Source organism: Candidatus Limnocylindrales bacterium, assembly GCA_035559535.1.
Classification (GTDB): Bacteria; Moduliflexota; Moduliflexia; order Moduliflexales; family JAUQPW01; genus JAUQPW01.
This window is the reverse complement of record DATMBG010000026.1, coordinates 51828-73703: the sequence shown is the minus strand read 5'-3', so window position 1 is coordinate 73703 and position 21876 is coordinate 51828. Positions and strand designations below refer to the sequence as shown.

Here is a 21876-nt window from a genome sequence, read left to right as displayed (position 1 = left end):
CTATTTTGTGATTTCATCCCTTATTACGTAAATCTCGGATATACACCCGAAAACGGCTGGTCAGAATAAAAAACCTTCTTCTCTGTGTTTAAAACAGAAATCTGATATTTAACGGATTCTTTGTCATATCGACCCTATGTTAAAAGAAAGAGCTGTTTTAATCGGATCGACTTTGGTAGCTGTTGATATCCTCCTTATCGTAATTTCTTTTATCCTTGCCGGTCATGTTCGGAATTCCTTTCTCTTTACCTATTATCACGAGGTCGGGGAAATTGCTTCCTTTGAACCCTATTTCTGGTTGGTCTATTTAGCCATCCCTCTCTGGTTGTTTGTTCTTTTCCGGCAGGGAGTCTATCACTCTCAATTAACCATAAAACTTTCGAATCTCGCATGGAAAATTTTTAAATCCAGTTTCCTGGGCACCCTGATTTTAGGTACGATTATATTTTTCACTAAAGCCGATTACTACAGCCGGCCTTTAGTTTTGTTATTCGGAATTTTTAATTTCCTTCTGCTAACCTCTGCACGCATCCTCTTTAAAATAAGCTCCGACCATTTTTACAGAAAAGGATTTAATTTTAGAAATGTTCTCCTGGTAGGGACCGGAGAGAAAGCTCAGGATCTGGCCACTCTGATGATGGAACACCCTGAATGGGGATTCCGGGTCATGGGATTCATCGGCAAAGATCCGGATTCGATAGGTAAAGAGATCAAGGGGAAAAAAGTTATAGGAACCCTGAAGGATATTCCTTTCCTTTTAGATCGGGAAGTAGTCGATGAAGTCATCTTCACCTTGCCCAAAGAAGACTTAGCAAGCATCGAAGAAGCTCTAAAAGTCTGTGAGGAATTCGGCATCCGTACCCATCTGGTTGCCGATTTTTTCAACATGATCATCGCCAAAACCCGACTGAACGAGATTCATGGGGTCCCGCTCCTGACCTTTACAACGACTCCTTACAAAACCTCTCACCTGGTGATCAAACGGATTATAGATATTGTGGTCTCTTTCGTAGCCCTGGTTCTGCTCTCACCTTTGTTTCTGATCGTGGCTTTGGCTATTAAACTGACTTCCCCAGGTCCTGTCCTCTTTAAGCAGGAACGTTGTGGACTAAATGGAAGACGTTTTACCTTTCTTAAGTTTCGCTCTATGGTTCAAGATGCCGAACAGCGACGAGAAGATTTACTCCATCTCAACGAAATGCAAGGCCCTGTTTTTAAAATAACCAACGATCCGCGGGTCACCAAACTTGGAAAGTTCCTCCGAAAGACCAGTATCGATGAATTACCCCAGTTATGGAACGTCCTGAAAGGAGATATGAGCCTGGTAGGTCCAAGGCCTCCCATTCCATCTGAGGTAGAAAAATATGAGAGGTGGCAGCGGCGACGACTCAGCATGAAGCCGGGTCTGACCTGCTTCTGGCAAATTCGGGGGCGTAACGAAATTGATAGCTTTGAGGAATGGATGAGGCTCGATCTCCAATATATCGATAATTGGTCTTTAAAGCTGGATTGGAAAATCTTACTGAAGACTATTCCGGTCGTATTATTGGGAAAGGGAGCCAGGTGAGGGACACGGAGACGCGGGGATGGGGGGGGGACGCGGGGGGACGCGGAGACACGGAGATACGGGGATGGCTTTCAAGGTTAGCCCCAGCGGGGCAACCTGTTTAACAGGCCACTCCTTAATTCCTCCCCCATGCGGGGGAAGGGGGGCTTCCTTCGGAGCTTGAAAAAAATTCTGAATCTCCCGACTTATGTCGGGGGCTATCCACTGTTCGCCCCTGACAGGGTTTTTCAGCTTATCCTGGCGCGGATCCCTTCGACTCCCTTTCCCTGTGAGGGAAGAGGAGAGGGGGGACATAGGTAACCCCCAAATTCCCCCTTCCTGCATCGGGAAGGGGGTCAGGTTAATAAAAAAGATATCCTTGGAAAGCCAGGAGAAGGAGGACAGGGAAAGATAGAAATGCAAGGAGATACGGAAAAGCAGGGAGAAAGGAATAATCCCCTCATCCCCGCGTCCCCGTGTCCCCCCATCCCCCGCACCTTCCGCGTCCCGATTCTCGGGTCTCTCCCCTTACTTTTTTATCTGGTCCTTGTAGCCAACGCTCCCTTCTACACCCCTCCCTTTCTTCGCCATGCCTCTCAATCTTCTTTCCTTGAAAAAGCCACCGATATCCTTCTTTTTGGATATTACTATCAGAAAGGACTTTTCCTCCAACTCACCCAGGGTTCAGAGCTGGCCTACCGAGATTTTGCAAAGGCTGGCTGGTACCGTCCGGATTTTCTTTTCCAATTTTTTGGAATCGATCCTCAAGATTACTTGCAAACAGGCCGTCTATACGAACAGGTTTATCTCCAGGAACTGGCAGGACACTTCTATACTTCCTGGCTAATAACCCATCCTGAGGATCCGGCAGCCAATGAACAAATTAGAAACTTTTTTATACGAACAGAAAACTGGCCCGAGACCATTAGAATTACCCGACAACTTCTGAACCTTAAACCCAAAGATCCCTACGAGTATTACCTTCTGGGAATGGCCTATACCTATACCGGGGAATGGGAGGCGGCAGTAGCTGCTTTTGAAAAGAGCCTGACCTTGAAGTCGGACTTTGCAGAGGTCTATTTTCAGCTTGGAAAAATCTGGAAAACCTCTGGAGACCTTACCGCGGCAGAGTACTTTTACACACAGGCCAGGGAAATACTCCCACCTCCCCTGAGAGAAGACCTGGCCGGGAAAAATATAAAAAATATCTATCCTGTATCGTTAATAAGCTTATTACCTATACAAGGAAAATTTGATTCCCAGACCCATAACCAGATCGTTATGTTATGGAATGTTAAATTCAAAACCCTCCCTTTTGATAAGGGAAAGTACCTGTTAAATATCTCGGCCAGAGGCTCTCCGGCGGAGGGGGTATTTGCAAGATTAAAGGTTTACAATAATGAAAAACTTATTGAAACCCTTTACCTGGAAGAAAATTATAAGATTTATAGATTAAACGTCGAAAGCAAGGAAAAATTTAGCATTTTTTTTGAGTTTGATAATGATGGAGGTTCCCCTCAAACCGGCGAAGATCGAAATATTTGGATGAACGGAGTTTATCTTGAAAAATTAATAGATGATGGCCGAGATCCATGAAAGTACTTTATATTTCTCTGGTTAGTGTGATTCTCTTAACGTGGATAGCTCATGGGGTCATCCTACCTCCCTGGCAGAATCCCGATGAGCCGACCCATTTTGAATACCTGAAAATCCTCCTGGATCAGAAAACCTTTTCACTGAAGATCCAACCTAACCTTTCGGTTCAGCAGGCTATTATTAAGTCTATGGACCGCCATCGCTACTGGGAACATGTTCAAATTCCCCGTCCGGACCCACTGCCGGGTTCTTTTGCAGAAATCCCTTTTCTCTTTGTCAGTCGAACTCAGATCGGAATTACTCCCCCTTTTTACTATGTTTTAGTTTCTTTTCTTCTCTCCCCGGCCCGTGAAAAGAGCTTAGAAACCCAATTTTATCTGGTCAGAGGGATTTCCCTGGGTTTTGGACTTGTTACCTTACTTCTCAGCTATCTTATCGCCAGGGAATTACTTCGAAATGAGTCCGAAAGAATAGCAGCCGTTCTGGCTTTTATCGGCCTGCTCCCCCAATTTGATCTGGTAACTACCTCGGTAAATCCGGATAGTCTGGCCAATCTGCTGGCTACCGGCGTTATTTACCTGCTGATCCTTTTAATCAGAGACGGAATCTCTATGCCCAGGCTGATTTTGTTAAGTTTTGGCATTCTATTGGGTTTAATGACCAAGCGAACCGTTTTTATGACCCTTCCCCTTGCCGGGATAGCTTTACTCCTTGTGAGTTGGAATCATCTGAGACATAAAGGCCTCCGATTCTGGGTTCTGACTCTTTATAAGGTCGTAAATGTCGTTCTTTTACTGGCAGGCCTATACGCCTTGGGGATCTGGTATTTCCCCGAGGCTATCCAGACTCTCTCTCAAAGAGTCATTCCGGTGCTCTATGCAATCCCGGTATTCCTTTCTAAATTTCTATTTCAACCTCCTGTTCCCCAAATAAAAATGGTTCTGCTTCACCTTTTTCAAAGCTTCTGGTATACCTTCGGATGGATGAAGTACCCCCTGGCAGATCCCTGGTACCTGGGTTTACAGATACTCTGTATACTGTCCCTGACGGGTTTGATGATATTCTGGATCCGGGTGTTTCAGAGAAAGATCCGAATGGAAACCTGGCAGCTACAGGGATTGCTTATTTTGATTTTTGCTTGCTTCCTGGTTTTTTTCGGTACTTTTCTGGATAGTGGAGGATTTACCATTTTTACCCAGGGTCGCTACCTCTTTCCGGCCATCTCTGCCTTTGCAATTCTCGGAGTCCTCGGCCTTTATCAGCTCGTTCCGAAGAGGTTATACCGTCCTTTCACGATGGTTTTTCTCCTTGGATTTCTTACCTTTAATATGCTGACTTTCTGGAGGTATACCTTGCCCACCTTTTATGATTTCCCTTTTCAAGTCGTATCTCATCAACTAGCCTTTGATCAAACGGTTGGTGAGATCTTTGGTGATAAAAAAATCGGTCAAACCTTCCGGGCAGAGGCAAAGAACTTAACCGGAATAGAGGTATTTTTAGCTACTTACGCCAGAACCAATACCTTTCCAATAATCTTTCATCTGAAAGAAACTCCCGATGCACCTACGGACCTGTTCACACAAACCCTTCCCGCCTGGCAGATTCGTAACAATGCCTATCATCGTTTTCGGTTTCCGGTAATTCCAGATTCCCAAGGAAAATCTTATTATTTCTCCCTCGAATCCCCTGAATCCAGACCCGGAAATGCCATTACTGCCTGGCGCCATTCCGAAGATCGTTATAAAAACGGTAGTTTATGGATTCATGGAGTTGAAGAAAAGGGAGATCTTACCTTCAGGACCGTGTATGAATCTTCCCTTGGTACCTTTGTGGAGGGTTTGATACAAAATAAACCTTTTCCCTTAAACAGGGGGATATTTTATCTAATCCTATTAAGTATCCATGGATTCAGTGTCCTCTCCCTGGTTATTTCGCTCAAAGTTTTCCGGCCCTTATCTGATACCCCGGTTTCCAGCCCATCCCCACCTCACCTCCCATCCCCCTCTCCTGAAGCTTCAGGAAAGGGGGAGCAAGGGGTAAGGGAGCGGTGAAACCATCTCTTTAATTCTTCCTGTATCTCATCAACGGATTTGTCCTTACTGTTACCCATCGTAAGACCAAGTTTATAGGATAGGAACCAGCCTCATCCTGGTCCTTCTAGCATGTGGGAAGGGAAGCTCATAAGGGTATCTTTTTTATTGTCCCAACCCCCTGACCCCATAGGTACCAGAATAAGAAGGTTAGCTTCAGCGGAGCGACCTGTTTAACAGGCCGCTCCTCCGGAGCTTGAAGAAAATTCTGAAAGATTGAATCCCCCGACTTGCGTCGGGAGCTACCCACTGTTCGCCCTTTGACTTTTAACACAGTTGCTGACGGGGCTTTTCAGCTTATTCTGGTGTCTATGGGGAAAGGGGATGTTGCTTCCTCCACCTGCTAAATTGATACAGGTACTTTCTGAAGTAACTGTAACTACTTAGTAGGCATCACTTTTCTGTCTGAACACCCCCCCTGACCCCCTCCAGGGGGTGTTTCTTTTTCTACCTAAAGTCAAACGAGACGTTTAACCTACTAAATTGATACGGATACCTTTCCGAAATTGGAAATTGACAAACTCCAATGAAAAATTTATCCTGGGACTGTGAAGAGTTTTTTAACCAGGATTAGAAAAATATTCACGTATCAGGAACTTATCTTGAACCTGATTATCCGCGACCTAAAGGTGAAATACAAGGGATCGATATTGGGGATTTTTTGGTCCCTGTTAAATCCCTTGTTGCTGCTCCTGGTCTACTCCGTAGCTTTTAAGTATGTCATTCGGATTGAGGTTGAAAATTTTCCCCTTTTTTTTATGACCGGCTTCCTTCCCTGGACCTTTTTAACGCTTTCCCTTTCCTCCTCCGTTAATGTCATGGTGGATCATCGGCACCTGATTAAAAAGATCTACTTCCCCAGGGAAATCTTACCCGTATCTCTGGTTTTATTTAACCTGGTTCAATTTCTCCTGACCTTCCTGGTTTTATTCGTAGCCTTACGTTTATTTAAAATTCCCTGGGGATTCTCCCTGGTTTGTCTTCCCCTGATTATTGGGCTTCAAACAACCTTCATCACCGGAATCACCCTGGTTTTATCCAGTTTAAGCGTTTATTTTCGGGATATTAAACACTTAATCGAAGTTTTTTTGCAGATGTGGTTTTGGTTGACACCTATTGCTTATCCTTTTAACTTAGTTCCAGATAAGGTAAAATTTTTATTCAAATTTAACCCCATGACCCTTTTTGTTATTGCTTATCGTGAGATCTTATTAGAAGCCAGATCTCCGGATATAGTTTTGATCGGTCAGTTGTTTCTCTGGTCTTTAGGAGTTTTACTGTCCGGCTATTGGTTTTTTAGCAAGCACGAAGTGAGAATTGCTGAAAGTATTTAAGGGGAAGCGTGGAAGGATGGGAGTGTGGAAGTGTGGGAGGGAGAATATACTCCCATACCACCATACCCCATGCCTCTATTCTTTAGTTAGAATTGATCTCTCTACAGGGTGTTTCTAAAAAATTTATCCTTCGCCACCATAAGGTATCCCGGCTCAAAGAACAAATTATTGACTTTTTGAAAGGAACTCGATATATCTCTGAAGAGTTTTGGGCCCTCAAGGATATCACGTTTACAGTAGACAGAGGAGAAACGGTGGGTATCCTGGGTGAGAATGGATCAGGAAAGAGTACTCTTTTACAATTGTTGGCCGGGATTTTGGTCCCCGATCAGGGGAAATTAGAGGTGAAGGGGAAAGTAGCTCCGCTGATAGAGCTGGGAGCGGGATTTAATCCAGAACTTACAGGTCGAGAAAATATTTATTTAAACGGTTCTATTCTGGGATTTAAACGGAAAGAGATCCATCACAAACTGGAGGATATTATCGCCTTCTCCGGACTTCAGCGTTTTATTGATCAGCCTGTAAAAAATTACTCTTCCGGCATGTACATGCGCCTGGCTTTTTCCATATCGATCCATGTAGATCCGGATATCTTATTGGTAGATGAAATCCTGGCCGTTGGAGATTTACCTTTCCAGCAGGAGTGTTTTAAGCGAATCCAGGATTTTAAAAATAAGGGGAAAACCATTATTCTGGTATCCCACGATCTCCATATCCTTTCCACCTTCTGCGATAGGGCCCTTCTCTTACATAAAGGAGAGCTTATAGCCCAGGGAAATACCCGGGAAGTTATTGCCCGTTACGTTGAAATCCTTAAAAAACCTGACCGCTCAGAGGATGTAAAACAAGGTACCGGTCCGTCCAGCAATGGAGAACTACAGAGAGATGACCCATCGCCCCAGATGGGGAAAAGATGGGGTTCGGGAGAAATCGAAATTACCCGGGTTACTTTCCTGGATAAAGAAAGAAACGAGACCTGTCAGTTCAAAACCCATGATCCGTTCATTGCGCGAATCTACTATGTCGCCCATCGGCGAATTAAAAAACCGGTTTTTGGACTTGCATTAATTTCTGAAAAGGATAATATCCAGATCAACGGACCTAATACCAGGTTTGATAATCGTGTGATAGAGTATTTGGAAGACCGGGGATATGTAGAATATATCATTGATCGGCTTCCCCTGTTACCCGGTGATTACTGGTTGCTGGTATCGGTTTGGGATTATGAGTGTCAACAAGTCTTCGACGCCCAGGACCGAATGCACAAATTTAAAGTTATCCCCGGAGGTACTCCCGAGAGGTACGGATTGATTTCTATTCCGGCTCGATGGGAATATTACAGAGATCAGAATTCAGAGGCTAGAAAGCCAGAATCCCTTGAATCCTGAATCTTAATTCTGGGTCTCCCATGCAAAGTGCCTGTATTCTTTGTGGTAGTCAAAAAATAAGTCTTTTATATCCTGAAAAGCGGCAAAAACAGCCTGTGACCTTTCCCCATAGACCCCCGGGGTACTATAAAATTACCCGGAGTTCCGGAGTACAAAAGAACATTTTCCGGTGTGAAGGGTGTGGTTTGATTTTCCAGGAAGTCAACCTGGACAGGTCAGAGATTTTAGATTGGTATGTGTTGGGTCAAGATGACCAGTACCTGCGGGAATTTAAGAACCGGGTAGGCAATGCAAAACGGATCTTAGACCTCTTATCTCAGGATGGAGCCAGTAAAAAACTTTTGGATGTGGGATGCTCCACGGGGATTCTCCTTTGTGCCGCAAAGGAAATGGGTTATGATATCTACGGAATTGAACCTTCTAAATGGGCGGTGGAGTATATCGAAGCCCGGTTGGGTTTCAAAAATATCTTTTGTGGAAGTCTGGAAGATTATCCCGTTCGGGAAAATTATTTTGACGTGATCACCCTGCTGGATGTGATTGAACATTTCTCTAACCCAAGACGTAATTTAGAAATAATCCACCGACTTCTCAAACCGGAAGGTCAAATCGTCATCCTGACTCCGGATATTGGAAGCCTCATGGCCAGAATTTTCAAAAGCAGATGGTGGTGTATTATTCCTGAGCATTTATTTTATTTCTCCAGAAAGACCCTGAAATTACTGCTGGAGCAGACCGGATTTACAGTAAAAAAGCAGATGAGCATCGGAAGAACCTTTAATCTGAGCCATTGGGCTTACAAAGTGGTCGGAGAACGATATAAACCTTTCATTGAAAGCTCGATTCTTTCTAAGATTCCACTCCATATCAACTTAGGAGACCAGATGCTTGTAGTTGGGTCTAAAGGGGGGATATATGCTTGAAGTAAAAGAAAAAAAAGTTGTAGTGGTTATGCCTGCCTATAACGCAGAAAAAACCTTAAGGAATACCTATTCGGATATTCCCATGGAGAAGGTAAGCTCGATTATTTTGGTAGATGATGGCAGTACCGATCGTACAATTAATTTAGCTAAAGAGCTTAACCTTAAGGTCTTTGCCCATAAGAAAAACTATGGATATGGAGCTAATCAAAAAACCTGTTATATTGAAGCTTTGAAGGACGGTGCCGATATCATCGTCATGCTCCATCCCGACTATCAATATGATCCTAAATTGATACCGGAAATGATAAAGCCCATTGAGGAGGGAAAAGCGGATATGGTTCTAGGGTCCCGGCTTTTGATAGATAATGCCCTCAAGTCGGGAATGCCCTGGTGGAAGTATATCGGAAATAAAGTGCTGACTAAACTGGAAAACCTGGTCTTGGGAAAAAAGTTTGCCGAATATCATACGGGTTATCGAGCCTACAGCCATAAACTTTTAGCTTCTCTTCCCTTTCAACTCAACTCAGATAAATTCGTGTTCGATCAAGAGATCATTTTTCAAGCCGTCCACAACGGATTTCGTATTGTAGAAATTCCGGTTCCTACCCGCTACTTCCCGGAAGCCTCTTCGGCAAGCTTTGTCAGCAGCGTCATCTATGGATTTGGCATTCTAAAACTCATTGTCGAATATCTCCTCCATAAATATAAGCTGATCAACGTGAAGAAATTTGAAGTTTTAGCCCAACGGTATGAACCGGTAAAATAATGGATTTACGCGAGCTTCCCTTTGATCAATATCAACGTTATCGAGACGCTCAAGAGATCGTCTCTATCTTAAAACGAGGTCCGGAAAAGTTATCCATTCTAGATGTGGGTGGATACTTTCGATTCAGGGGTGAGGATCTTTTACCGGCCCCTCTCTTTCTTTCAGAAGAAAAGGTAACCGTTCTTGACGTTGTGGATTGTCCCCTGCCTGGATATGTAAAAGGCAGCGGTACGCAACTGCCCTTTCCGGATAGCTCCTTCCAGATAGTAATGACCTGTGATACTTTAGAGCACATCCACCCCAATGAACGAAGTACCTTTATCGAGGAGCTTCTCCGGGTCGCCGGGGATTATGTACTCCTGGGAGCTCCCTTCTATCAAGAAAGTACCCAGATAGCGGAAAAACTGCTCTACGAGTTTATTATCCGGGAAACAGGTTGGGTAAATGTCCCTCTGACCGAACACCTTCAAAACGGTCTGCCCCGGCTGGAAGAGGTTTGTGAAATTTTAAAACAAAAACAACTGAATTATATCCTCTTTCCCAGTGGATATTTATATAACTGGCTTTTCATGATGATACTTCGGCACTTTATCCTTTCTCTTCACGATCCTGAACCCCTGGACCTGATGATCAATAAACTTTACAATCTACATTTTTATGAATCAGACCATCGGGCACCGGGCTATCGAAGTCATCTGTTAATTTCAAAGAAAAAAGATAACCAAGAGCTCCTTAAATCCGTTGAAACTTACTTTGCCTCCATGGCGGGGAAAGCCTGGGAGTATGGGGGTATATTCTCCCACACCCCCACACTCCCACACTCCCACACCTCTCTACCCTCATTCCCCTATTCTCCACCCAAAGGGAGCAACTGGGAACTTGTCCAATTGCTTTTAGATTTAATTCAGGTAAGGAAAGAAAATCAACAACGGGAGGTTTTGGATGTAGTTCAGGATAAGTCCGAAGCAACCCTGGGGAGTTTACTTTATCCGCGGGTCGTGGGCCAGTCATTTTTAGCGACACGGCCCAATTTATGCAGAATAGATATCATGCCCGGCGCTTACAACCGGCTGAATACCTGTGATCTGACTTTTAGACTGAAAGTTGATCCGGAGGCTAAGGAAGACCTGGTGATGATCAAGGCAGATGCCCGCTTCATTCGAGATGGCTTCTGGTATACTTTCCGATTTCCACCCCTGGTGGATTCACAGGGTAAGTTCTATTATTTTTCTTTGGAGTCCTCTACAACCGATCCTGAGAATGCCTTAACTCTTTGGTACACTCCAACTCCTGTCACGCCTTCTGGAATACGATATGAAAACGGCAAGCCTGCCGTCGGCTGTTTACGATTCAGAACTTATAGCTTTGCGCCTCAGGGTTTTGAAAAGGAATATGCTCGACTTCGGGATGAATTTACTCTTCAGCTCTTGGCCCTCAAGCGGGACTATGAAGAAAAACTCCAAAATATACTGGCTGAATTGGGAGAGGTACCTCACTAGACGGCTTCTCAAACTTCTTTACTCCTGAGCCGGGTTAGAATGAATAACAATACCACGATCATCATAATTGCCAATAAAGCATGTTCGGTTTGTTTAACAATATGGATGAACCGGTCGATATGGTCTCCGAGATAGTAGCTGAGAGAGATAAGTAAAGGGACGGTAATAAAAGCCGCGGCCAGGTCTACTAAAACAAATTTTACAGGCGGCATTCGAACCATTCCGGCTGTAAAGTAGATAGGAAATCGAAGTCCGGATAAATGCCTGGCAATAAATACCGCCTTGGTTCCATATTTAGCAAAATATTCCCTGGCTTTATAGACCCTCTCCTTGGTAAGAACCCTGGAAAACCGATGATGACTAATAATTTGTTCCCCCCATCTTTTTCCGATCAGATAAATGACAAAATCCCCCAAAACAACTCCAACCAGACAGACCAGAATTGTGTAAGAAAGACGAATATATCCCGTATAGACTAAATACCCGCTCGTAATCAGAACAATATCTTCTGGTATCGGAATTCCCATTCCGCACAAAAGGAGAACGGTAAAAATACCCAGGTAGGTAAAATGTTCAAAGTAACCCACTAAAATCTTTTCTAATCCACTCAAGATAGGCCTTTTATTTTAAGATTCTAGAGGACAGTTGAAAAACCCGGTCTTTATCTGCCCTCATTTAAAGGATTATTGGGTTCTCACGTGATTAATAGAGTTATTAAACTAATTTATAACATTTGCCTTACCTTGACAATATAGAGAGTTTTTAGCCTTGATTAGAAAGGAATTCAACCTTTCTTTTTGTTCACTCAAAAAAGTTTCATCTTATACTAAATCTAACTAAATGGAAATGTCGTATAATCTGCAGGGTGATCACCTAGAATCGCCCTTAAACGGGGCAGCCGTAAGAGGCTACTCCTGCAGTTTATGCGATGTTTCAACGTAAAAATGGGATTACATGGGGAAGACAGGGAACGATAGTCAGTTTTCCCTATAAGATAAGAGGTAAAGCCGATCTTTACCTCACATTACTGAAACTGGCAGAGTATATCTACTCAGAGCTTACCTGGTTTTCTCTATTATAGGGTAACTTATTAATTTCTTTTCGAAGTGTTCTCCATGTAGTTCCACTATAACTCATGGCCAAAAAGCCAATTATCCATATTGGACCGGTTAAAAGGATGAAAACGACCATGGAGAAACCTGCTGCCAGGGGTTTTTCAACCCCAAAGAGGGTAAGACCTACCATACAAAAGAATTGATAAGTTCCTACGTTAGCAGGAGCAGTTGGAATAGCAGTTCCCAGATGGACAATAAGAAAAACTGCCGCTCCCACCCAAAAAGGTAGCCTTAATCCATAAGCCCACATAACCAACCAAAAGACCAGGGCTTGTAGGGAGAGGACCAAAAAAGAAAGGCTAAGGGCTAAATAAAAAAAGCGTGATAAACCGATGTTTTGAAGCCCATGGATTAAATTTCCAAGAAAGGATGTTATTAAGCAGCGTAAGGAGAGGGTATTCACCGACAAATTTGAAGATATTTTTCGATCTTTGTCTGTGGGAGTTTTAGCGCTTTTACGGAAGATGACATAGATGAACGGGCTTATAACTGTCAAGACCAACATTGCTGACAAACCAGCGGTTTCTAAAAGGTCTTTAGGCAGTGGAACAAAAATAGTCATCAGGCCCAGGGTTATTATCAACCAAATCCCATCTAATAAACGCTCCATAACCAGAGAAGGAATTACAGAGCTAAATACAACGGAAAGCCAACGAGAAACAAGATAAGCACGAACCAGTTCACCCAAGCGCATTGGTAGAATTTCATTTATGAACAGACCTGTATAAATAGCTTGAGTGGCCTGCCAAATCGATAAAGTCCCTACAGGTCGGAGAAGAAATTGCCAACGTAAACCCTGACAGAGGTAACTGAGGATATCCAGCATAATGGCCAATAGGACCCATCTCCACCGAATGGTGGGAATACTTTTCAGAAATTCGTTAAATCGGAAACCCCGAAGAACCCATACCAAACAGACGAAAGCAAATAAGTATCCTGAGGCCTGTTTTATCAGTTGTAAAGTAGGTCTTACCAGTGAAATAAAAGCTGGGTTCAACGGGTTATTTTGGCTATCCATGGTAGTCCTTCATATAGTACATAGAAAAATTCCTCTATATAGCCGTCAAAACCATGATTTCAAGCCTCAATTAAGGCAAAGCGTTTCGGTTCCAAGGCCATAGAGAATAGTTGTCTGGCCGTTTCTAAAATATATTTATCTCGACTCGATAGATCATCAGCAACGGAAGAGGGGCAATTCCTGGCAAGAAAGTACAGGCAATCGGTCGATCCTCCCAACGGGTTAGGTCCTGTTGGATCCTTTTTATAAGATCCAACTGGACATCAATGATACCTTATCCTGCCTAATCTGGTTTTCTCTCCGGCTACTTCATAAATCCGGGAAGATATACCCGATTTAAGGTAGAACAAAAAAGTTTACCTTTTTTAAGGTATCTCCGAGAAAATTAAAAAAATCTTTTTAAGATTTATAATGATTCAAAAAGCTTACCAGACATGCTCTTTCCGAAGTTCTTATCCCTTCATAGGTAGTTATCTGAAATATGGTATAGGATTTGCGGAAATATAGGTTAGTTCATTTTTCAATGTGTTAATGGGCTTATAAAGAAGTGGTTATGGAGTACTTTTGAAGGTATTCTCGAGAATACTATATACTGGAAATGGGGAGGGATTTATGCGAGTAGTCTTGGCAGATTTAAAAGGACAAAACGGAGTGGTCAGTAAAGATACTATTGCCGGGGGTTATGGGTCCCGGTTTCGGGGTATTTCATGGACGACTCGTGTGGTGGAACGGATGCGGAAGCTTTATCGGAATTTGCCCAGTATTCAACTCGGTTATCTGGCTGCTATTTTTGCCCAGGCCGGACACGAGGTTTATGTAACGGATAACAAGTGGATACCGGGAGATCTGGCCCTGGTCTTAACCTCAATTGTAGATTTTCGACATGAGATTCAATGGGCGGAAGAAGCCAGGCGAAGATATGGAATGCAGGTTGGATTTTTTGGGACTTTTGCAACCCATGTCCCAGAAGTATTAGCCGGTCATGGGGATTTCATCATTAAAGGAGAACCCGAGCATGCTGCCCTGCGGTTAGCCCAGGGCGAAATCTTGAAGGGTCCCGTTGTCAGTTCGACCATCCAGGATCTGGATTCTTTACCGTTTCCTCGATGGGATTTAGTGTACCGAAGAAGATTCGGCCATGCCGTAGGTCATTCCCTCTTCTCCATGCGATCGGTTTTTCCTTTACTATCCAGCCGAAGTTGTCCGGAGTTCTGTACGTATTGTCCTCATCGTATTACGGCAGTTTATCGGGCCCGTAGTCCCCAAAATGTGCTTGAAGAGATTGAGCAGATTTGCCGTCAATACGGTAGAGTTTTCCTGGTCTTCCGGGATCCTCTCTTTACAGAGGAAAGAGACCGGAGTATGGCGATTGCCGAAGGAATCATCCGCAAGAACCTTCCGGTCCGATTTGAGTGTGAGACCAGACTGGATAGTTTAGATAAAGAGTTGATTGATCTCCTCTATAGAGCCGGATTGCGTGCTCTAACCTTTGGAGTAGAGTCGGTCGATTCCAATACCCTCAAGCGCGTTGGCCGAAGACCTATCCCTCCGGAACACCAAAAGGACATCATCTCTTATTGTAGTAAAAAAGGAATCATGACGGTGGGGTTCTATGTAATAGGGTTCTTAACCGATACCATAGAAAGTATCCAGGCTACCATTGATTATTCCATCGATTTAAATAGTACGATGGCCCTGTTTAAGATTCTGACCCCTTACCCCGGAACCCCTCTTCGTAAACGCATGGAGTCTCTTATTACCGAAACTGATTTAGAGAAATTCGATGGCTATACTCCTACTTTTAAACACCCTAACCTAACCCATGAACAACTTCTATTTATGCTTACGACCGCCTATAGCCGGTTCTATATCCGACCCTCCTGGGGATGGAATTATCTGGGGCTTCCAAATTGTTTTGCCAAATGGGTCCAACGCTGGGATGCGTATGCCCAACGGCGTCAACGTGAGATTGAAATGGCTTATTTTACCTCTCAGGAGCCTAAAGCGATTAGCTGATACCGTCCATTGTCCAGGGTTCTTTATACTTGACAAATCCTGAAGGCCCATGGACAATGGACAAAGAGAATATGATTCGAACTATCGCACGTTATGGCGCCCGGCAGGTCCCCGGAACCACTCAGGCTTTACTTAAAACATTTTTGAGGGGTCAGGGGGTTCAGGGCCCCGCCATTCGACAATTTGAAGAGAAGTTTGCTGCTTATCATGGTGTTCGCCATGCTATCACGGCTTCATACGGACGTATGGCCTTTTATTATATCCTTCGGGCGTTGGACCTGCCCCCCGGCTCCGAAATTATCTTCCCTGCCCTGACGTTTTGGGTTATTCCTGAAATGGCACGGGTGGCAGGATTACGGCCTGTATTCGTCGATATTGATCCTTATACCTACAATTTGGACCCTCAGGCTCTTTCGACCGTAATAACCGAGCGAACACGAATCATCGTACCGACTCATCTCTACGGACAACCCTGCGATATGGACCCTATCTTAGCCATTGCAAAACAGCATGGACTTTATGTCATCGAGGATTGCGCCCATGCCATTGGAGCTACCTATCGAGGATCTAAAACTGGAACATTTGGTCATGCTGCTTTCTTTAGCTTTCAAATGCTCAAAGGATTGAATACTTACGGGGGAGGAATGGCCATCACTAACGATGACCGGCTGGCCGAACGAATTCGGCAACTGGCCGAAGCAGAACCCTGGCCTTCAACCAGGGAGGTTATATCGAAACTGTTCTCCGGATATCTTCAACGGGCTTTCATCAGCCCCTATGGGTTTACTTTCAGTCTTTTTCCGGCTTTTTACATTGCCTCCTTCTTCGGACACCATGATTTAACACGTTACATTTGGGAAAAAATTCGACCCCTGGATCCGCTACCTTCAGCCTATCGACGACGTTATAGTAATGCCCAGGCCGTCATCGGACTGAAAGTACTGGAAGTAATTGATAAATTGAATGCAAAGAGTCAAGAACATGCCCGCCGATTGACGGAAGGCTTGAAAGAAATCCAATCGATTTTGCCACCCCAGACCCTTCCTTATACCTCGCCGGTTTATTACCAATATTGCATACGCACCTCAGATCCCATTACCTTAAGCCGTCGCGCAATCCGCCGTGGTATAGATATGGAAATCATGCATGTGGACATATGTACCCGCTTGGAGCTATTTGCTCCTTACACCTCCCCGTGTCCCCATGCCGAATCAACCGAAGGAACCCTACAATTGCCCGTTTACTCGGGACTCCAACCCCAAGATATCCGCCGAATCCTCCGGGTTATTCAAGATATCAGTCGCGATTTACCTCCCCTGACGATGACCGGACCTGGAAAACCGTAGGCCTCCTTAAATCCAAATGAGATGAGATAGCGTATCCCTGAAACACCTAATCCTGACCGGGTTTATAGGGAGCTTTTAAGTATCTCTCAACTTTCTTATGGGAGTCTTCAAAATCTTTCAACGCGAGAACATTTCGATATGACTCCAGAGCCTTGTCTCTTTCTCCGAAAGTATCATAGATTTTTCCTAAGCTGAGATGTGCATAGGCCAGAACCCAATACTTATCCGTTGAATCGGTATGAACCATGGCGTCGAAATATTTTTTAGCTTCTTCATATTTTCCGGCCAATCGTAAACTCTCTCCAAAAAAGTATGTGGTAATATTTAAGGACTCTTCTCCATAAACTTCTTTTGCAGCAGCCAGTTCCAGTATTTTTCTATAGGTATGAATGGCATTGTCATAATCTTTGAGTTCTTTATAGCAATAGGCCAACAGGCCTAAATAATTGAGATTTTCCGGATATTGATCCGTTAACTCCTTAAGTAGGTTTAAAGCCTGAGGGGCTTTATTTTCGTACCTTACATAGAAAAAAGCCAGGAAAAACTTGGCTAAATCCCTACCATAGGTTCCCTTTTCCATGGCAAGTTGCAATTCCTTGAGGCCTTTTTCCTGACCCCCATACAAACCAAACAAAACCTTACTGAAGACTCGAATATAGCCCGGGAAGGTAGCCGTGAAATAATCATAAAGGCCTAATCCCAGATAGGCATCATAAATTTCCGGGTTGATCTCCACGACTTTCTCGAAGTAGGCCCTGGCCTTCATAGATCGCACTATGGCTTCCCATCGATGGTTATAAGAACCTTCCAGCAATCCCCAACGGCCATACAAGCTGGCTAAGATAAGCAGGGTGTCGGTATCATTTTTGTTCCTCTTTAAACGCGCTTCCCCCATTTTAATAACCTTCTGGCTCAATTCAATGAAATGTTTCTCGGCTTCTGTATTCTCCCGCTTATTGATAAATATCGACCAGTAGGTCTCCGCCTGTAAAAAATAGCCTAAAAGACTTTCCGGGTGTTTTTGGATGAACCGTTCAAAGTTTTCTAGGGCCTGCTGAAAGTTATAGCGCTGATACTCTCCAACTCCCTGACGAAGGTCCGGATCATTAACCTCCTCTAACACGCTATTTTTATAAGCTTCCTGGGGAAAGGTTTGTTGAGTAATGAACAAAACCTGAACTACAAGCAAAGCGAATAAAAAACCTCTTAAGTTTTTTTCCATTTCATACCTTGTACGGGCGTACGGCCGTACGCCCCTACTTTTGATGAGGGCTTGATCTCTTCTATCCAATCTATGTTTATATATAAAAAGACGAGCCTGTAAAAGATAGCAGTCAATGACCTGCTGGGTTGACCCATTGCAATCCTTCCTGCAATAAACGAAAGAATTCCTCTCTATTGCCATCAAAACGATGATTTCGAGCTTTAATTAATATAAACCGCTTCGGTTCTTGCCCGGTATCAAACATCCGCCGGGCTGTTTCCGGAGAAACCCATTCATCTTGAGTGGCATGGATCATTAGCAAAGGAAGTGGAGCAACTCGAGGCAAAAAATCAACACTCCAAAACAGCGGCTCCCTGGGATCTTTTTTGGTAAGGTACGTAAGGTTATCTACCCATCGCCAGCCTAAGGCACTGGTTTCTGCCAGGCCGATAGTAATCAGACCCTTGAATATCTTTTTGTTTTCTTCCGAAGCCGCTGCCAGCAAACATAGTCCGGCTCCTTCGGACCAGCCAACCAGAGTAACCCGTTTATTCGCTCCCTGGACCATCCATTCTGCAATTTGCCGGAAATCTGACATAACGTCTGTTTCTTTTAAGGTTGTTTTACCGGTAAAACTTTTCAGGTAATGTTTAGTATCCAGCCCATACACATCGTATCCCCCAGAGGCCATAACCTGAGCAAGCTCGATGGCATAGCCCCGCCATCCTCCATCTCCAGGGGCAAATAGAATTTTAGAATTTGAACTTTTAGGCTCTCCCCGAGCAGGATATAAATAAATATACTGTGGCTGCCCTCGAAGAATGAGCACATTTTTTCCTGCGAAGGGGGTCTGGGCGAACAGAAGAGCAGGAAATAAAACTCCTATCAGAATACTACAAAGGTATGACCGGTAAAGACACCTCTGTAGAATTGATCTACTTTCATAATTATTTTCACTATGAATAAATATCATACAGAAAAAGCAAAGGGCATCTAGAGACCTCTGGCGAGTGGATTCAAAGAAAACGTAAAGCCAGAACTCGTGAAATACCCTCTCTTCAACTCAGAGACTTTGCTCAAAGCAATAGCTAACCGCGGTAAATCGAAAGGATTTCGATAAACCACATAGCGCGGCTCCCAAAAACTCACGAATTTTGCTTTATATTGCCGTAACCCAATATAGCTGAAGAGGAAGTTCAGGTGCTGAAAAAAATAGTGAATGGCTTTCTCTTCCCTTGAAGCTTGTTCATTTTCTTGAAATCCAGACATAGGAGCCATCCCTAAGTCAAAACGTTGGTATCCTTTTTCTTGATTGTATAAAAAAAGCTTTACAAAGAGATAGTCCATGATTCCATTGGGAACTCCCCTACGATGTCTCATAAGGTCAATAGTCGCTTCTCCCTTGCAATAGGAAGGAACTATATTTGCAAACGCCAGAATCTGACCGTTTTGGTCGATGGCTACAAACAGGGGAGTAGATCGAATATAGTTCGGTTCGAACCTCCCCAACGTAAATCCGCGCTCCCGACGTCCCGGAACCTGCAACCATTCATCAGAGACCTCCTTTACTTGTAAAAGAATTTCCTCAGGAATGGGGGGTTTGTAGTAAAGAGCTTGAATTCCAGACTTTTCCAGTTGATTGGTATAATGCCGAATTTTCTTCATAGCTTTTCCCTGAAGGCTGAACCGTTTTAGATCTACGATAGCACTATCCCCAATTTTCAGTTTTTTAAAACCTAATTTTTGATAGATAGGGAGAAAATCGGGTAAGGTTTGGTGGAATCCAAGTCCCCAATCATTCTCCTGGCAAAATTCCATAAAGGTACGAATTGTATCTTCTATTTCCTCTTCAGGCCCTACAGGATCTCCCAATACCACGGCGAAATTTCCTCCAACGCGGTAAGCAAGAAAACACCTTTGAGAAGGTGAAAAAAAGTAAGATTTATCCGGCCAAAGTTTAAAATAATCCAGTGCCGAACGGCCCCATTTGAGTACGATCTCTGTTGCCATGGCACGCTCCTGGGGATGAGTTCTAAATTGATAAAGGACCGGTCGAAATAGTACGAAAATACAATAACCCACGGTAGTCATAGTCATCATATAAAGAGAATTCACGAACCAGTGAGCGTAGCGTGTGTGGGGTACAACTTGTGGATCCCCAACCAGAGAGAGGAATAGGAAGGTTTCGTAGATGGAATTGCGGAGGGTAAAGTTGATATGAAACTCTTTCTCATCAAGAAACCAAAACCCGGCCATCCCATAGCTAATCGCCACGGTAACAGCTATTCCTAAACGGATCAATTCTAAACGCAAGTCTGGAATACTACTTTTTACAGTAAAACTTTTTCGGACTAGAACCAGCAAAATCAGCAAAACCATGGAGGATAGCACATCTTCATAATCAAGTCCTTGGGTTAAATGGAAGATGATGGACAGGCACGCTAACAAAAACACGCTTTGAAAGGCCCTTTTCTTTCGTTTATAAATGTTAATAGAAGAGATAACAAGGGCAAAGCCAATCAACAAGGTCAGAAAGGCAGAAAGATGGAGAAATTCCAGTGGAAAAATCTCTACGAACCAGCCAGCACGCAGGGATAGGCCTGGACGTATGAGAGAAAAGAGATTTACCAATCCACTTCCAAAAGTAACCCCCGCAACTATCCAGACCAAGACACGTCGCTTTTTCATCATGGAGAATAATCTTATCTCCCATTGGCCAGAGTTCAAGACTTTACTGAACAACCTCTTTACCAACTGAGAGATTAATCTGATAAAGACTGATCAGGTAATCAGCTAACGCTTGATGATAATTTAACTGGGTATCTCGATAGGTTCGTTCAGCATCCAGGAGATCCAACAGCGAAGTCTCTCCTTGACTATAGGCAAATTGGGCTATCTCTCTTAAACTTTCGGCCTGTTTCAGATATCCTTCTGTACCAGACGTTCCAACCTCATAAAGAAGTACAGTTTCACGGGTACTTTTAAAAGATTCGAAGGCGTTTTCAACCTCACTCATGATTTGTGATTTTAAAGCTTCTAAAGTGATCTTACTTCGCTGAACCTCCAACCTGGAACCTTGGATCTCTCCCTGATTTCGGTTAAACAGAGGGAGAGGAACACTAAATCCGAAGATGCCCGTATTATCAGGGCCTGTTCGTTTATAATCTATCTCAGCCGTGATATCTACTTTACCATTGGCTACTGCCAGCCGGGCATCGGTTTCAGCTTTTTCAGTGGCTTTGAGAGCTGAAATCCAATCGGGTCGATGGTGAAAAGCTGCATCGATTAAGTCGTTCAGGGCTAGTTGAACATTTTTAAATTTAAGATCCCCTTTTACCTCAAAATCTTTGCTAAGCCTGGGGGTATAGAGAAGATTCCATAAGGCTACCCGGGCCTGAGTTAACTGTAAGGTGGCAACATTCAAATCATTCTGAAATTTTAATTGTTCCAGGGTTATCTTCTTAAGATCGCTTCCCGAGATATCTCCTTTTTGAAACCGTAACATATTGAGCCTGATAATTTCCTGGAAGGCCATCAAGTTCTTTTGGGCTAATTCCCGATTTAACTTCGCCAGTAAAAGTTGGATAAAGGCCTTTTTTACCTCAAAGGTGAGTAAACGCACACGATCGGCAAAATCGGCTTCTGCTATCTGAGTTTCTAGCCGGGCACTTTGAATCCGTAATTGACGCTTACCTCCTCTTTCCAGAAGTTGGCTGATAACAGCGGTATACTCTTTGACAGGCGAAAGAACATCATTTGTATTACTGAAGACCGGGTTCGGTCGCAGCCCAGCGGTAATTTCCTTGGTTTGAGCTATCTGAATCCTAAGTTTCCCACTCATAAGATTGGGATTGTTTTCCAGGAGCAACCCTACCGCTTCATCTAGTGTGATTTGATGAATGGGGGCCTGGGATTTAGGGGTTTGGGCAAACCCGGGTATCACACCCCCTACTTCAAGAGCCAGAATAAATAGAAATCCTATCAGTTCCTTCAACAGAATTCATAAATCCCCAAAAACTACGAAGTAAAAATCAT

Annotated in this window: 16 protein-coding genes; 10 read left to right on the top strand and 6 right to left on the bottom strand. The window is 43.7% G+C overall.

What is annotated here, in order from left to right; genetic code table 11:
• Nucleotides 1-136: 136 nt before the first annotated feature.
• The 8 genes from VNM22_09005 to VNM22_08970 all read left to right on the top strand — a co-directional run bounded on the left by VNM22_09005 (nt 137) and on the right by VNM22_08970 (nt 11142).
• Complete coding sequence (locus VNM22_09005; GenBank protein HWP47285.1) at nt 137-1567, top strand: undecaprenyl-phosphate glucose phosphotransferase; 1431 nt, start codon at nt 137-139, stop codon at nt 1565-1567.
• A gap of 396 nt (nt 1568-1963) precedes the next feature.
• Nucleotides 1964-3142 (top strand): tetratricopeptide repeat protein, encoded by a 1179-nt coding sequence (locus tag VNM22_09000; protein ID HWP47284.1) that lies wholly within the window; start codon nt 1964-1966, stop codon nt 3140-3142.
• Nucleotides 3139-5193, top strand: a complete 2055-nt coding sequence (locus VNM22_08995; GenBank protein HWP47283.1) for a hypothetical protein — start codon at nt 3139-3141, stop codon at nt 5191-5193. The genes VNM22_09000 and VNM22_08995 overlap by 4 nt, the downstream gene beginning before the upstream one ends.
• Before the next feature lie 641 nt (nt 5194-5834).
• Nucleotides 5835-6566, top strand: coding sequence for an ABC transporter permease (locus VNM22_08990; protein ID HWP47282.1), 732 nt, complete (start codon nt 5835-5837; stop codon nt 6564-6566).
• 92 nt (nt 6567-6658) lie between these two features.
• On the top strand, nt 6659-7954 hold the full coding sequence (locus tag VNM22_08985) for an ABC transporter ATP-binding protein (GenBank protein ID HWP47281.1): 1296 nt from the start codon (nt 6659-6661) through the stop codon (nt 7952-7954).
• Between the two features lie 185 nt (nt 7955-8139).
• Complete coding sequence (locus tag VNM22_08980) at nt 8140-8877, top strand: class I SAM-dependent methyltransferase (GenBank protein HWP47280.1); 738 nt, start codon at nt 8140-8142, stop codon at nt 8875-8877.
• Nucleotides 8870-9643 carry a glycosyltransferase family 2 protein gene (locus VNM22_08975; protein ID HWP47279.1) on the top strand — a complete coding sequence of 258 codons (774 nt, stop codon included), beginning with the start codon at nt 8870-8872 and terminating at the stop codon, nt 9641-9643. Before VNM22_08980 ends, VNM22_08975 begins: the two co-directional genes overlap by 8 nt.
• Nucleotides 9643-11142, top strand: a complete 1500-nt coding sequence (locus tag VNM22_08970; protein ID HWP47278.1) for a methyltransferase domain-containing protein — start codon at nt 9643-9645, stop codon at nt 11140-11142. The genes VNM22_08975 and VNM22_08970 overlap by 1 nt, the downstream gene beginning before the upstream one ends.
• Nucleotides 11143-11150: 8 nt before the next feature.
• Here the strand turns inward: VNM22_08970 and VNM22_08965 are convergent, their stop codons facing one another.
• Nucleotides 11151-11753, bottom strand: a complete 603-nt coding sequence (locus tag VNM22_08965; GenBank protein ID HWP47277.1) for a DedA family protein — start codon at nt 11751-11753, stop codon at nt 11151-11153.
• 436 nt (nt 11754-12189) lie between these two features.
• Nucleotides 12190-13275 (bottom strand): lysylphosphatidylglycerol synthase transmembrane domain-containing protein, encoded by a 1086-nt coding sequence (locus VNM22_08960; GenBank protein HWP47276.1) that lies wholly within the window; start codon nt 13273-13275, stop codon nt 12190-12192.
• 612 nt (nt 13276-13887) lie between these two features.
• Here VNM22_08960 and VNM22_08955 point away from each other — a divergent pair.
• Nucleotides 13888-15291, top strand: a complete 1404-nt coding sequence (locus VNM22_08955) for a radical SAM protein (GenBank protein ID HWP47275.1) — start codon at nt 13888-13890, stop codon at nt 15289-15291.
• 56 nt (nt 15292-15347) lie between these two features.
• Nucleotides 15348-16637, top strand: a complete 1290-nt coding sequence (locus VNM22_08950; protein ID HWP47274.1) for a DegT/DnrJ/EryC1/StrS aminotransferase family protein — start codon at nt 15348-15350, stop codon at nt 16635-16637.
• Between the two features lie 46 nt (nt 16638-16683).
• Here the strand turns inward: VNM22_08950 and VNM22_08945 are convergent, their stop codons facing one another.
• From VNM22_08945 to VNM22_08930, 4 genes are all read right to left on the bottom strand, one after another.
• Nucleotides 16684-17859 (bottom strand): tetratricopeptide repeat protein, encoded by a 1176-nt coding sequence (locus VNM22_08945; protein HWP47273.1) that lies wholly within the window; start codon nt 17857-17859, stop codon nt 16684-16686.
• A gap of 112 nt (nt 17860-17971) precedes the next feature.
• Complete coding sequence (locus tag VNM22_08940) at nt 17972-18670, bottom strand: AcvB/VirJ family lysyl-phosphatidylglycerol hydrolase (protein ID HWP47272.1); 699 nt, start codon at nt 18668-18670, stop codon at nt 17972-17974.
• Nucleotides 18671-18834: 164 nt separating this feature from the next.
• Complete coding sequence (locus tag VNM22_08935) at nt 18835-20532, bottom strand: phosphatidylglycerol lysyltransferase domain-containing protein (protein ID HWP47271.1); 1698 nt, start codon at nt 20530-20532, stop codon at nt 18835-18837.
• 40 nt (nt 20533-20572) lie between these two features.
• The gene (locus VNM22_08930) at nt 20573-21835 is read right to left on the bottom strand and encodes a TolC family protein (GenBank protein ID HWP47270.1); all 1263 of its coding nucleotides are present in this window, start codon (nt 21833-21835) and stop codon (nt 20573-20575) included.
• Between the last annotated feature and the right edge of the window lie 41 nt (nt 21836-21876).

Bases quoted from the DNA above. Each gene is read 5' to 3' on its own strand.
- VNM22_09005 (HWP47285.1), top strand. From the start codon at position 137: ATGTTAAAAGAAAGAGCTGTTTTAATCGGATCGACTTTGGTAGCTGTT.
- VNM22_09000 (HWP47284.1), top strand. From the start codon at position 1,964: ATGCAAGGAGATACGGAAAAGCAGGGAGAAAGGAATAATCCCCTCATC.
- VNM22_08995 (HWP47283.1), top strand. From the start codon at position 3,139: ATGAAAGTACTTTATATTTCTCTGGTTAGTGTGATTCTCTTAACGTGG.
- VNM22_08975 (HWP47279.1), top strand. From the start codon at position 8,870: ATGCTTGAAGTAAAAGAAAAAAAAGTTGTAGTGGTTATGCCTGCCTAT.
- VNM22_08970 (HWP47278.1), top strand. From the start codon at position 9,643: ATGGATTTACGCGAGCTTCCCTTTGATCAATATCAACGTTATCGAGAC.
- VNM22_08960 (HWP47276.1), bottom strand. From the start codon at position 13,275: ATGGATAGCCAAAATAACCCGTTGAACCCAGCTTTTATTTCACTGGTA.
- VNM22_08955 (HWP47275.1), top strand. From the start codon at position 13,888: ATGCGAGTAGTCTTGGCAGATTTAAAAGGACAAAACGGAGTGGTCAGT.
- VNM22_08950 (HWP47274.1), top strand. From the start codon at position 15,348: ATGGACAAAGAGAATATGATTCGAACTATCGCACGTTATGGCGCCCGG.
- VNM22_08945 (HWP47273.1), bottom strand. From the start codon at position 17,859: ATGGAAAAAAACTTAAGAGGTTTTTTATTCGCTTTGCTTGTAGTTCAG.
- VNM22_08935 (HWP47271.1), bottom strand. From the start codon at position 20,532: ATGATGAAAAAGCGACGTGTCTTGGTCTGGATAGTTGCGGGGGTTACT.